At 45.2% G+C, this 13206-nt stretch carries 17 protein-coding genes; 9 read left to right on the forward strand and 8 right to left on the reverse strand.

Annotation, left to right across the window (positions count from 1 at the left end):
* Positions 1–377: 377 nt before the first annotated feature.
* A complete protein-coding gene (locus QZW82_RS25625; RefSeq protein ID WP_293154822.1) occupies positions 378–1019 on the reverse strand; it encodes a cofactor assembly of complex C subunit B in 642 nt (213 codons plus the stop codon).
* A 109-nt stretch (positions 1020–1128) separates the two neighbouring features.
* Positions 1129–1860 carry a response regulator transcription factor RpaB gene (rpaB, locus tag QZW82_RS25630; protein ID WP_071587789.1) on the reverse strand — a complete coding sequence of 244 codons (732 nt, stop codon included), beginning with the start codon at positions 1858–1860 and terminating at the stop codon, positions 1129–1131.
* Positions 1861–2024: 164 nt separating this feature from the next.
* Between rpaB and radA the strand changes: the two genes are divergently transcribed.
* The 9 genes from radA to QZW82_RS25675 all read left to right on the forward strand — a co-directional run bounded on the left by radA (position 2025) and on the right by QZW82_RS25675 (position 7723).
* Complete coding sequence (gene radA, locus QZW82_RS25635; protein ID WP_293154833.1) at positions 2025–3581, forward strand: DNA repair protein RadA; 1557 nt, start codon at positions 2025–2027, stop codon at positions 3579–3581.
* A 52-nt stretch (positions 3582–3633) separates the two neighbouring features.
* The gene (locus QZW82_RS25640; RefSeq protein WP_293154836.1) at positions 3634–3867 is read left to right on the forward strand and encodes a hypothetical protein; all 234 of its coding nucleotides are present in this window, start codon (positions 3634–3636) and stop codon (positions 3865–3867) included.
* A gap of 3 nt (positions 3868–3870) precedes the next feature.
* A complete protein-coding gene (locus QZW82_RS25645; RefSeq protein WP_293154839.1) occupies positions 3871–4200 on the forward strand; it encodes a type II toxin-antitoxin system PemK/MazF family toxin in 330 nt (109 codons plus the stop codon).
* Positions 4201–4281: 81 nt separating this feature from the next.
* Positions 4282–4512 (forward strand): type II toxin-antitoxin system prevent-host-death family antitoxin, encoded by a 231-nt coding sequence (locus QZW82_RS25650; protein WP_293154842.1) that lies wholly within the window; start codon positions 4282–4284, stop codon positions 4510–4512.
* Positions 4509–4895, forward strand: coding sequence for a type II toxin-antitoxin system VapC family toxin (locus QZW82_RS25655; protein ID WP_293154845.1), 387 nt, complete (start codon positions 4509–4511; stop codon positions 4893–4895). Before QZW82_RS25650 ends, QZW82_RS25655 begins: the two co-directional genes overlap by 4 nt.
* A gap of 31 nt (positions 4896–4926) precedes the next feature.
* A complete protein-coding gene (locus QZW82_RS25660) occupies positions 4927–5151 on the forward strand; it encodes a hypothetical protein (RefSeq protein ID WP_293154848.1) in 225 nt (74 codons plus the stop codon).
* Between the two features lie 302 nt (positions 5152–5453).
* Positions 5454–6437 (forward strand): WD40 repeat domain-containing protein, encoded by a 984-nt coding sequence (locus tag QZW82_RS25665; protein ID WP_293154850.1) that lies wholly within the window; start codon positions 5454–5456, stop codon positions 6435–6437.
* Between the two features lie 15 nt (positions 6438–6452).
* A complete protein-coding gene (locus QZW82_RS25670) occupies positions 6453–7310 on the forward strand; it encodes a TIGR02587 family membrane protein (RefSeq protein ID WP_293154852.1) in 858 nt (285 codons plus the stop codon).
* A complete protein-coding gene (locus QZW82_RS25675) occupies positions 7307–7723 on the forward strand; it encodes a TIGR02588 family protein (protein WP_293154854.1) in 417 nt (138 codons plus the stop codon). Before QZW82_RS25670 ends, QZW82_RS25675 begins: the two co-directional genes overlap by 4 nt.
* 759 nt (positions 7724–8482) lie before the next feature.
* Here the strand turns inward: QZW82_RS25675 and QZW82_RS25680 are convergent.
* From QZW82_RS25680 to QZW82_RS25705, 6 genes are all read right to left on the reverse strand, one after another.
* Positions 8483–9076, reverse strand: coding sequence for a CPBP family intramembrane glutamic endopeptidase (locus QZW82_RS25680; RefSeq protein ID WP_293154857.1), 594 nt, complete (start codon positions 9074–9076; stop codon positions 8483–8485).
* 31 nt (positions 9077–9107) lie between these two features.
* Positions 9108–10190, reverse strand: coding sequence for a DUF3326 domain-containing protein (locus QZW82_RS25685; protein WP_293154860.1), 1083 nt, complete (start codon positions 10188–10190; stop codon positions 9108–9110).
* A complete protein-coding gene (locus tag QZW82_RS25690; RefSeq protein ID WP_293154985.1) occupies positions 10187–10378 on the reverse strand; it encodes a hypothetical protein in 192 nt (63 codons plus the stop codon). The genes QZW82_RS25685 and QZW82_RS25690 overlap by 4 nt, the downstream gene beginning before the upstream one ends.
* Positions 10379–10443: 65 nt before the next feature.
* Positions 10444–10761, reverse strand: coding sequence for a 2Fe-2S iron-sulfur cluster-binding protein (locus tag QZW82_RS25695; RefSeq protein ID WP_293154863.1), 318 nt, complete (start codon positions 10759–10761; stop codon positions 10444–10446).
* A 246-nt stretch (positions 10762–11007) separates the two neighbouring features.
* The gene (locus tag QZW82_RS25700; RefSeq protein ID WP_293154866.1) at positions 11008–11553 is read right to left on the reverse strand and encodes a Uma2 family endonuclease; all 546 of its coding nucleotides are present in this window, start codon (positions 11551–11553) and stop codon (positions 11008–11010) included.
* Positions 11554–11858: 305 nt separating this feature from the next.
* Complete coding sequence (locus QZW82_RS25705) at positions 11859–13040, reverse strand: GTPase (RefSeq protein WP_293154869.1); 1182 nt, start codon at positions 13038–13040, stop codon at positions 11859–11861.
* Between the last annotated feature and the right edge of the window lie 166 nt (positions 13041–13206).

Consider the following 13206-nt stretch of genomic DNA (forward strand, 5'->3'; position numbering starts at 1 on the left):
GGTTTATCAAATATACATGGCTCGAAATAGATGCTTACTCTAGCTGGCAATCTCTTGTTTCATCTGTAGAAAAAATTCTTAAAGAGTTTGGAGATAATTATGTAATTAATTTTGCTTAACTACTTAGGGCGATCGGCTCCAGAGTCTCACCAAGCAAAATAGCCGAAGCCAGCAGCGTCAAAAATGGTTGCAAAAACTGAATTTGACCTACCCCTGCAACTCCACCCATCGCCATCCCGTGATACAATGTGCGTCAGAAAATAGCTTTTCCATGATTGAGACAATAACGTATTCTGACGCACCCTACGACTGTCTCTAGCCGAAGCTGCGGGCACCAAAACCCTACCAACTAAAATCTAAAATCTAAAATCTAAAATCTAAAATTGGTTGAGGGTATTTTCTAGTTTTTCGGCAATGCCTTCAACCCAATTTTCATCTTGCTTGGTATAGCTGCGCGGCGCGTTAGCACCTAATATTAATACGCCTTGAGTGCCGATCGGCTGACAGATAACTCCTTGGGTATTTTCTGGCAAATAGTCGAATTCGATTTTGCCGGGATAGATATTCAGATTTACTAGATAAACTGGTTTGTTTTTGTCGAGCACTCGCTGCAATATTGGCCCTGGCTTGACTTCGGGATTGATGCCTAAGATGCCGCGCCTCAATAAGACTTTTCCTTGATAGACAATGACGATCGCCCTTGTGGCCGTATTTGTCAACAGCAAACGCGACGCCCAAGCTAATTCTAGCTTGACGGCATCGGGCAAATCCGGCGCCAGCTCGAAGCCTTCAGAGCCGGTAAGCTGTACCGAATCGGGCGATCGCGCTTGCACCTGTTGCCACAGCAAACCTGTTAAAATCAGCAGGGCGCTGATAATTACTCCCAAAACGTCCGATCGAGTTTGAGAGTCTGTAATTTGCTCTGTCAGGAAGCGGTTGACCACCAGCAGCGTGCCTGCTAACCCTCCCGCAACTAAGGGTAGTTGCCGCAAAACTTTATTTGGATCCGATTTTGTCATTAGTCATTAGTTAGGATTAAGGTTCGTAGTGCGTCGGGAGTGTCCGCAGAATAAGAGCGGACTGAAGTCCGCACTACGAACCGAACCGCCAACTGCCAACTGCCAACTGTCAACCGACTTCGCCAATTTCGACAATGCGCTGGAATAGATAGCCGGTGCCGCGGGCGGTGAGAATTAATTCAGGATTGCTGGGGTCGTCTTCCAACTTTGCCCTCAGCCGGGAGATGTGAACGTCCACAACGCGGGTGTCTACGTGGCGTTCTGGCGTGTATCCCCAAACTTCTTGCAAAATTTCCGATCGCGAAAAAGGCTCTCCAGAACGGCTGACAAGCAGCTCTAACAAGCTGAATTCCATGCCTGTGAGCCGAATTCGTTCGTCGCCTTTATAAACTTGGCGCTTGTTTGTGTCAATCCTAATGTTGGTGACGTGGATGACTCCCGAACTGGGAATTCCTGAGGCGCCGTTTTTGTCAACCCGGCGCAGTACCGAACGGATGCGGGCTTCGAGCTCTTTGGGAGAGAAAGGTTTGACGACGTAATCGTCGGCGCCCAATTCTAAACCGGTGATGCGATCGGCTACGTCTCCCAAAGCGGTTAGCATGATGATGGGTACGTCTGATTCTTTGCGTAACTCCTGACACACCCCGTAACCGTCGAGCTTCGGCATCATCACGTCCAAAACTACTAAGTCGGGTTCGGTGTTGCGAAATGTTTCGAGAGCTTCTTCACCGTCAGCAGCGGTGACGACATCGTAGCCAATCATGGAAAGGCGAGTCTCCAGAATGCGCCGGATACTGGCTTCGTCATCGACTACCAGAATTTTTTCTTTATGATTTTCCAAGTTACCGAGCACTCCTTAAGTTACATTTCAGATAATCTTAATTTTTTGTACCCTATCATAGAATATACAGATTGAATCGTGTATGGCGATCGGTCTGAAAGCTTGATAATTGCTTTAACTCAGACTTTTCTAAATGTTAGGGTGACTATTTATCATAGTAAACAATGCCTAAGCCTCGAATACAATATATTTGTCGGGAATGTGGGTATGATTCACCACAATATTTTGGCAGGTGTCCTAGCTGTCACAAGTGGGATTCTTTTGACGAGCAGTTAGAACCACATACTGCTGGTGGGCCACGGGCTGGTTTGACTGGGGTGACAACTAAGTCAGTGGGCGGTTCGCCTCCTGATAAGTCGAAGGGTCAACCAAAGGTATCTTTTAGATTATCGCAGATTTCCGACCAAACTCAGTCTCGCTGGCCTTCTGGCTATGGGGAACTCGATCGAGTTTTGGGAGGTGGGATTGTTCCGGGATCGCTGGTGTTGATTGGCGGGGAACCGGGAATCGGGAAATCGACGCTGCTATTACAGATGGCGAATATGTTGGCGCGCAAGGATAGAATACTCTATGTTAGTGCGGAGGAGTCTGGTCAGCAAGTAAAATTGCGATCGCAGCGCTTGGGTGTGGCTAATCCGGTTAATTTGTCAAGCAATGGCGGAAATATATCTGATAGCAATGGAGATGCTAAAACCGATTCCCAGGACAATTCAGCGGAGAATTTCTACTTGCTTCCAGAGACGGATTTAGAAGTTGTTTTGCGGGAGTTGGAAGCGCTGAAACCGAATGTGGCGGTGATTGATAGCATCCAAACTATTTATTTTGCTAATTTAACATCGGCTCCGGGTTCGGTGGCTCAGGTACGGGAATGTACGTCTGCTTTGATGCAGGTTGCAAAAAGGGAAAATATTACTTTATTCTTGGTTGGTCACGTTACTAAGGATGGATCTTTGGCGGGGCCGAGGGTTTTGGAGCATTTGGTAGATACTGTACTGTATTTTGAGGGCGATAGATTTGCTTCTCATCGCCTTTTGCGATCGATGAAAAACCGTTTTGGCGCGACTCACGAAATCGGTGTTTTTGAAATGGTAGCCAATGGTTTGCGAGAAGTAGATAATCCGTCGGAGTTGTTTTTAGGCAATAAGGATGAATTTTCTCCGGGTACTTCGACGACGGTTGCTTGCGAGGGAACTCGACCGATTTTAGTGGAGATTCAGGCGTTAGTCAGCCCTGCAAGTTTTGGTGCGCCACGCCGTTCTACTACTGGTGTGGATAGTAGTAGATTGCAGCAAATTTTGGCTGTTTTGGAGAAAAGGGTGGGGATTCCTTTGTCTAAATTGGATGTGATTGTGGCGTCGGTAGGCGGGTTGAAGGTGGAGGAACCGGCGGCGGATTTGGGGGTGGCGATCGCAGTTGTGGCCAGTTTTCGCGATCGGGTAATTGATGCACGCACAGTTTTGCTCGGAGAAGTCGGTTTGGGCGGACAAGTACGCCCAGTTTCGCAATTAGAACTGCGACTGAGAGAAGCAGCGAAATTGGGCTTCAAAAGGGCGATTATTCCGAAGAATCAATCCGTGCCAGATTTGGGGATGGAAATTATTCCGGTGGCTAGAGTGATCGATGCAATCATTGCGGCGATTCCGGCTACTCCGGCTCAGTTGCAGTCGGATGATACGGAGTTGCCTTCTGTTGACTTGGAGGAAGAGGATTTGTCTGATTGAGATTATGTTAAGGTAGCAATAACTGGGGAAACACAAATCTAAAACTCACATTATGAAAGCCTACGAATTTCCAGCAAAAGTTACATCGGAAGGAAAAATAAACTTGACCGATGACATTTTAAAATACTTGGCAGTCAACCAAGATGTAAGAGTGATAATTCTAGTGAATGAACAAACAAACTCAGAAACAGATGAAGTAGAGGAAAAAACAGATTGGCATCGTCTTGCTGCCACACAATTCTTTGCAGATTGCAGCGAAGAAGATACAATTTACGATCGGGTTTGAGCTATGTCTAATTATCAGTCTGGAGAATTAGTTATAGTCGCATTCTTATTTGCGGGTGCAACCGAAACTAAACGCCGTCCTGGCCTGGTACTGCTGGACACAGGAGATGAAGACATGATTGTTGCCAAGATAACCAGTCAAATTCCTCGTACAAGCTTTGATGTCGAAATTCAGGAATGCCAACAAGCAGGATTAAAGCGACCTTCAGCGGTTCGCTTGCATAAACTGAACACATTACAAAAAAGTTTAGTTGAAAGGAGACTGGGAATATTAACCCCTGATGATTTGGCGCAAGTGCGAGATAGAGTCAAACAAATCTGGTCTTTCATTTGATGAAAATACAGGATCGCAAGCTTCATTAGTCACGGTCAATCTCAAATCTCAAATTTCCAACTTTATGCGGAGGCACGAGTTATGTATCAAGTAGATATTGTTGAGGCAAAAGAAAAGCTTTTGGAATTAATCGAAGCGGCGATGAGAGGTGAAGAAGTTTCGATTAGTAAAGATAATCAGCCTGTTGTAAAATTGGTAGGAATTCCCAAACAAGCTAAACCCAATCGGCAAGCAGGGAGTGCTAAAGGCATGGTTTGGATGTCCGATGATTTTGATGAACCGCTAGAAGAATTTAAGGAGTACATGGAATGAGGTTGTTGTTGGACACTCATGCCTTTATTTGGTACGCGACAGATAGTTCAAGACTCAGCACAACAGCGCGATCGCTAATTGACAACGGAAATAACGATATTATCTTCAGTACAGCTAGCGTCTGGGAAATGGCGATTAAGCATAGCATAGGCAGGCTAAATTTTAGTATGCCTTTTATGGAGTTTATCAAGCAGCAGATCGCAGTTAATAGAATTGAGATACTGGAAATAAGTTTCGACCACATTGAGGTTGTAGCTTCACTGCCTTTACATCACTGCGATCCATTTGACAGGCTGATAATTGCCCAATCTATGGCAGAACAGATACCCGTTTTGAGCGTTGATGCTATTTTTGATGGTTATGCGATCGCGCGCCTGTGGTGAATTAAGTTAGTATAAAAATAAAGAGGCGAAGATGAAACAATTTAGAATTATAATTGAAAAACATCCCGACGGTTATGTAGCCTATCCCCTTGGCATCAAAGGTGTTGTAGTTGGTGAAGGTAACACCTATGAGGAAGCATTAGCTGATGTCAAGTCAGCTATTCGCTGCTACATCGAGATATTCGGCCAAGAAATTATGGAAGACGAATCATCCGCTGTCGAGACTTTTTTAGTAAAGGCAGAGGTGGCTATTTAATGTCGAAATTTCCTGTCGATGCTCCTAAAAAACGAGTCATCAGAACATTTCAGTTTTTGGGTTTTAGGACTATTAGAGAACGCGAACATATTGTCATGGTGCGATAAAATCAGGATGGCACGGAGACTCCGCTGGTAATGCCTAACCACGATCAAATAAAATCAGGGACACTGAGAGCAATTTGTACTCAGCCGGGAATTTCAAGAGAGGAATTTTTAATAGCTTATGCACAAAGTTGAGTGGAGATGCTATCTAAGCTCGCACTTAAAATATGTCAAATTATCGATCGCCATAAGTTATAAATGTTTCAAACTCCCAACTGGCAATGCGTACACACCCTTCACGGACATTCAAGTTCGGTAACTTCTGTTGTCATCACCCCAGACGGACAGACTATAGTTAGCGGAAGTTCTGATAGTACCATTAAGCTGTGGAACCTCAACACAGGGGAAGAAATTCATACTTTAGCAGGACATTCACAAGGGGTTACATCTATTACCCTCAGCCCTGACGGGCAAACTCTTGCTAGCGGTAGTAAAGATGCAACTATCAAACTATGGAATCTCAGCAATAAAGAGGAAATTTACACCATTAACGGCCATTCAAACATAATTACTTCTGTAGCCATCAGTCCCGACGAAAAGACTCTGGCAAGTGCCAGTGAAGACACAACTATCAAACTTTGGAACCTTAGCAATGGAAAACAAATTCGGACTTTAAAGTGGCCAGTAGAAATATATTATGGTTTGGATATTTTATTCAGTCCTGACGGAAAGATTCTAGTCAGTAGCAGTGGAGATGATTATGTTTCTCTAAGTGCAGTAGCTTTTAATTTAGCCACTGGAGACGAAATCTGGACAAAGCATTGGAAAGAGGGGATGGACTCTGTTTATGCGATCGCTGTCAGCCCTGATGCAGAAAATTTTGCTACCTTGCACTCTCGGGGGAATATCAAGTTGTGGAATCTCTATACAGGGGCAAAAATTTATACTCTTGCGGAAACTTCAATGGGAGACTTCTGCTTAGCTTTTAGCCCTGATGGTAAAATTTTAGCAAGTGGTGGGTGGGATTCTGACAGCGAAGATGATAGCAGGGAACCTGGTATTATCGAACTTTGGAATCTTGACGCTAGAGAGAAACTTTGCAGTCTCTTGGGGCATTCATGGGGAGTTTATTCCGTGGCTTTTAGTCCGGATGGGCAGACTCTAGTGGAAGTGATGAAAATACTATCAAGATTTGGCAAAGAGATTTATAAGCGCGGGAAATTTTGTATAATTTTTAATTAGCTTTTTAGCCGAAATATGAACAAAGCAAAAAAACAGCGCAAAAATCAGTGGTCAAATGAACTAAGAGATATTATTCGAGGTGCATCGGGCGGCTTTTTGTTCGGCATTCCGCTGCTTTATACGATGGAGGTTTGGTGGATCGGTTCCTCTACTAAACCAGCGCAAATGTCGATCGCCATTGTAACTACTTTTATCGTCGTTTTCTTGCTGACTCGCACTGAAGGCTTTCGCAAAACTAAGGACATCCGGTGGCGGGATGCTGCAATCGATAGCGTAGAAGCGATCGCGATTGGGATTGTCTGCGCCGCTGTTATCCTGTTTTTGCTCCGGGAAATTACGCCGGATACTCCGCTGCAACAAGCTTTGGGGAAAATCATTTTTGAAGGCTTGCCCTTTGCCTTGGGAGTGGCCCTGGCAAGCGGTTTCTTGAGTGGCGATCACTATCAAAGCTCAGACAGCGACAGCGAACCGATGATTAATCCCACTTTAGCAGATATCGGCGCTACTTTAATCGGCGCGATGATCATTGCTTTCAACATCGCCCCAACTGACGAAATTCCCATGCTAGCCGCAGCTATTTCGCCACCTTGGCAATTAGCAATTATCGCCGCTTCGCTGCTAATTTCCTACGGTATTGTATTCGTAGCTGACTTTACTTATCAAGCAAAACGCCAGCAGCATCAAGGAATTTTTCAGAGTCCCCTCAGCGAAACAGTGATGGCTTATTTAGTATCGCTGGTGGCTTCTGCATTTATGCTGTTTTTTTTCCACAAACTCAGCTTTGACGATCCGTGGTCTGTTTGGTTGGGCTATACGTTAGTATTGGGATTGCCGGCAACTGTTGGCGGCGCGGCGGGGAGGTTGGCGGTATGAATGACAGTAATGAGGAAAGTAATAACGAACAGCCACAAAAAAGAACTTTTGCTGAATGGGTAACATTTGCGATCGCCTGTTCGATCCTGTCTACCATCACCGGACTCGTACTTTACAACTGGGTGACTAAAAAACAGGAACCTCCTGTGATTTCTGTGACTCGCAACGAGCCAATTCGCGCCACGCAAGGGCAATTTTACGTACCGTTTAAAGTTACTAACACGGGTGGCGAAACGGCAGAATCAGTGCAAGTTGTAGCCGAACTGCGCGTCAAGGGCGAAGTCTTGGAATCTGCCGATCAGCAAATTGATTTTTTGTCAAGCGGCGAAACTAAAGAAGGAGCTTTTATCTTCAGCCGTAACCCCAGTCAAGGTGAATTGATTGTGCGATCGAGCAGTTATCAACTGCCTTAATAAAGATCGGATTCGACGGTTTTAATATATCAAAAGTCAATTGATCGTGTCTCGTCAATTACAGCATAAAAAAGGTTCGTAGTGAGGACTTTAGTCCTTTAATTTCTGCGGACTGAAGTCCTCACTACAAACAAATACCAAAGGTTCGTAGTGAGGACTTTAGTCCTTTGATTGATGCGGACTGAAGTCCTCACTACAAACAAATACCAAAGGTTCGTAGTGAGGACTTTAGTCCTTTAATTTCTGCGGACTGAAGTCCTCACTACAAACAAATACCAAAGGTTCGTAGTAAGGACTTTAGTCCTTTGATTTCTGCGGACTGAAGTCCTCACTACAAACAAATACCAAAGGTTCGTAGTAAGGACTTTAGTCCTTTGATTTCTGCGGACTGAAGTCCTCACTACAAACAAATACCAAAGGTTCGTAGTAAGGACTTTAGTCCTTTGATTTCTGCGGACTGAAGTCCTCACTACAAACAAATACCAAAGGTTCGTAGTAAGGACTTTAGTCCTTTGATTTCTGCGGACTGAAGTCCTCACTACAAACAAATACCAAAGGTTCGTAGTAAGGACTTTAGTCCTTTGATTTCTGCGGACTGAAGTCCTCACTACAAACAAATACCAAAGGTTCGTAGTAAGGACTTTAGTCCTTTGATTTCTGCGGACTGAAGTCCTCACTACAAACCAATCTAGTAATGACTTTAGTCCTTGGATTTCTGCGGACTGAAGTCCTCACTACAAACCAATCTGCGCGATCGCTCTACCGCTTCACCATATTGTGTTCCCACTTCCAAACACAGCTAGAAATCAAATTCGTGCAGACATGAGCCGTAATTGGTACTAACAAATTGCCAGTAGCTAAAACACTGTAACCCAGCAGGAAACCCACAGCCGTCGCCCAAACAGCATAAGGCCACTGATCCATTCCTCCCAAGTGCAGAATGCCGAAACAAAAACTCGATAAAACTAAACCGGTCACATTCAAGCCCAAACCAGACAGCATCACGCCTCGAAATAGCAATTCTTCGCTAAGTCCCGGTAGCAGTCCCAGCCAAATTAAATCCGGCCAAAACAAAGGTTTGAGCACTACTTCTAAGTAAATGTCTGCACTCCGGCGATAACCGGGCCAGAGTTGATATACGATCGCACTACCGCCTGTAATTGCCAGTCCGATCGCCAATCCTTTGAACAAATCCATGACGATGAATTTCACGGGTAAAAGCGATACCGATCCAAATATCAACCACAATTTAGCTACCGCCAGCAACATAATTGCTGTCACGCCCATTGCTACTAAAACCTGAGTGCGCGTCAACGGTTCAATTTCGGGATTTTCGGGAAGTTTTTCTGGCACTTAATCAATTTTAGATTTTAGGTTTTAGATTTTAGATTTGTTGAGTTGAGTCAGACAAACACCGCAGGGAGGAGATGTCTGCACCCAAAGAAGCTGGACTAATGCCGGCTCGTAAAGCGACCAATACGCCGATCGCCTCTAAATATGAGTTTACCTGCAAAGCTTTGATTCCGAGTTTTTCTGGGGAAGCTTGCATCTGGGTTTTGTTGTCACCCACAGCAATAATTTGTACTGTCGATCGCCCGCTCAAACTCAGAATAGCACTGCCACCGCACGCTGTGGCCGGTATTACCACCGCATCAACTCGATCGGCAGTAATGGATAATTGGCTGTGTTCCTGGGCTTTCTGTGTTGTAAACTGGGGAGCTTTGCTAAGACCCGCGAGCACGCAAGGTAAGAAAGTATAACCGATTTCCTCCGCAGCCGATCGCGGCGAAAGATGTGGATCGAGGGGAAGTGGCGACAGGGCGGGGGCGTGGGCGCAGGGAATTTTAAATGTTCTGACAATGAGGTGACTGATGACTGCTTCCGCGCCTGCGAGGGGATCGACTCCTTTGCCGCGGCGGTAGTTTTCCAGCGCGACGCTACCTTCATCGTCGGGAAATCTGGCCACAACAGCGATCGCCTGGACTTTGGCTTGTGCGATCAATTTGTCGGCTGCGCGCAGTAAACTGTCGGGATTGCCGATCGTCCCCCAGGATGCCCCTGATTCTGAAATGCGTAATTCTACTTGCAGGGGGCGATCGGTCAAAATACAATCAGTTATGTTTAAACCCAATGTAGCTCTAGCAGCATCAACCGCTTGCAAGTGGCGCAATTGTAACTCCGGTTCGATCGCGCAATCCACGATTAAGCCGATGCGATTTTGATGTACCGGTTGCAGTCCCCAGCATCCGGCGGCAAATTTGTCAAGAGCATAACCTTCCACGTAAAGGGCGTTAGGTATGGGCCAATAAAGTTGAGCGCCGTTGAGGACGTTGGGGTGAGTAATTAGCGTATCAGAAACTTGGGCGATCGCCCTAGCGACAGGTAGAGCATCTCCTGCAAACCCACCGATCGAGGCTCCAACGCCTGTGGGGACTATCAAAACCACTGTTAAAGGGGGGGGGTTCACGCTGATACCGGGGATGCTTCCACGAGCACGTAGCCTTCTACCAGGGCTTTTTGGCGATCGACATCCACATCTGTGACTGCCCAGCGCAGGGGTTCGCCGTGCTTTTGCAGTTCAATTTCAATAGCCGAGTGGAGTTCTTCGGCGGTGTCCTGGAGGTCAACTTCTGCGGAAATGAAATGGGTGGTCATGGGGCGATCCATAGTGGTTTTACCGCGATCGGTACTTAGGTACTTACGTAAATTTTAGCTTAGTCCTAGGATTTACCGAACTGGCGAGCGTAAACAATGTCTTCTTTTTCAGTTTCTATCTTCAAGTGCGATCGGGGAAAAGAAACGCAAAGTAACACATAACCTTCAGCCTGAAGTTCCGGACTAACACCCATGCAATCAACCTGCTTCAGTTGACCCTCAACCACCTTAGCAGCGCAAGTAGTACAAACCCCCGAATTGCAAGAGTTGGGCAAATCAATCCCCGCGGCGATCGCAGTTTGCAGAATTGGTTGATCTTCCGGCACTTCTACGGTATAAGTGCTGCCTTGGTGGAGTAATTCAACAGTGTAAGTTTGAGACATATTTCAATTATTGGTTTTAATTCCCAATTGGAATCTACGGTAGATTTGCAAACAAAGCAGAAAACATTGTACCGCTGTTGGTGATTTGGTGCAAGTTGACAAAATTTATAGGAGTTACGCACGGGGGCCTAGAAACCGGTTTTTTTACAAAAATACTTGATTGCAGCCCTTAAATTCTGTAAAAACCCGGTTTCTTTGTAATGACACGCAATATATGTTCACTCACTTAATAACTAATTTCTGCCTTCAACCCAACAACTCATCAACCGCAACACTAAAACCCAGCAGCACTAACTGAGTGCTGATTACGTCACCGGAATTAAACGCTAACTTTTGAGTTTGAGTCATTATCAATATCCAGCAACTTTCTGGAAAAACAATCCAAACTTCCAGACAACCAGAATCCAAATACTCTTGTGCTTTCAAAAAAATCTCTTCCGCAATATCAGTAGGAGAAACAATTTCAGCAATTAATAGCGGACTTTGAGGAAAAGTAGGAACATCGCCATATTCAGCAACAAGTTCAGCAGTCAGATAAGCAACATCAGGGCGACGCACTCGCCTGTCAGTACGACAAGGAACTTCAGTATAAACTTCGCCCCCTTGTCCGCTAGATATCTTGTAACTTCTCCAAGAAAAATCTAGTCTAGATTGGATTCTACTGTGTTTTACTGTCATTCCATTTTTCTCCGATATTTGCCCGTCCACCCATTCCATATCGTCGGGGGGACTAGCGATGAAGTCTTCTAGAGAAACATTTTCTGATAAAACGGCTGTCATTACCATAGCCATTGACTCCCTTTTGCAGAATTCAATAATATTATAGCGGTTCTCAAAAAGATAAGGTACGTTGTTGGGCTTGGGCCCTCTTAGTTTAAGCGATTATATAAGCTGTCAGTCATACCTCATATTTTTGATAAAGGCTATATATCAATCTTTGGTAATGGATAATTGGTAATGGGTAATTGGTAATGAGTTAGGGGAACTAAAAAATAACAATGCCCAATGCCCAATCCCTCCGCTACGCTCCGCCCAATGCCCAATCCCTCCGCTACGCTCCGCCCAATGCCCTCTTTGGCCGATGCCCAATTCCCAATCTACTCAATATTAATTTGATTCGGTGGCTGTGGTTGATTCTGCTTCTCATCCTTCAAAGTTTTACGCCCCGACGACGCATAATCCTTGTACAAATCCACAAACATCTTAGTCAACTGCTGCAAAGAAAGCTGTTCACCATTAACTTGAGCTTTCATATAAGCTTTAAGCACTTCGATGTAAGCCAAACCAAGAGCAAGGGTGAGAGTTGCCGCCGTTGCACCGGAGATAGCGCCACCGACAATTGTACCCGCACCGGGAATCATTTTAATCAAATTAGTCACAATACTTCTACCAACAGCAGTCACCCCACCAGCACCGCTAATAGCCGACAGCATCGCCGAGATAAACCCCTTATCAAAGGGCATTCCAAAAATCACAGTAATATTCGCAATCATTGCCGTTTGCATCGTCATCAAAATTGGTGCATCAGCAAAAGGTACAGGAGTTGCACCGATAATTGCAGAACCGGCAACATAGGCACTTAGATACTTAAATGCCATGTCCGATTTGAGTCCAATATTGGCAATTTGTTCTTTGACAAAAGCCTTTTTCGCTACTTCTGGTAGCAGTTGAAAAGTTGCATCAACCAACTTGTCTAAACCGTGAGATTTTACTGTATAATCCTCATCAATCTCTTCCGGTTCAGCCATGACTGGGATAACTTGACTGACTGGCAAATTCATGTGTTCCAGTTGCTTGAAAAACTCGCTCGGTTTTTTCGATGTAGTTTGAGTGAGGACTAAAATAACTGGTACATCGATGATTTCCATTTCTCTTAGCCAGCCTTCCTCAACGGATTCTATGCGATTTGCGCCGTGATTGATGCAGTACCAGATGACGTGAATGTGTTCTTTGGGGTGGAGGAGTCTTTGGTCTTCTATGAGTTTAGCAACGTTTAATTGAGTAATTTTAATTTGTTCGGCGTTGAGTTCGAGTCCGGGAGTGTCGTAAACTGCGATCGGGCAATTCGGTTTGGTATATTGGCGGATGCCGTGAGTGACGGGGCGGCCGACTCCGGTTTCTGCTAAGCGCTGGCGAAACACGGAATTGATCAGGGTACTTTTGCCGACTCCGGTTTTGCCGATGACTAAAACATTGCACTGTCCCACTTGGTTTTCGGCGTCTTTGAAGGCGTAGTAACTTCTATTTAAAAGCTCATCTAGGGAAAAGTCGTCTGACATGGCGTTTTCTAGAATGGTGGGATATTAAGGATTAAGCATTCATTGTTAATGTTAAGCCCACCGAATAGAATTCGGGGCTACACAAACGAAGTTGTTAATGTTAAGCCCGCCGAATAGAATTCGGGGCTACACAAACGAAGTCCGCCTGCGCGGACTGGGGGAGTCT

This window comes from Microcoleus sp. bin48.metabat.b7b8b9.023 (genome assembly GCF_013299185.1).
Lineage (GTDB): Bacteria > Cyanobacteriota > Cyanobacteriia > Cyanobacteriales > Microcoleaceae > Microcoleus.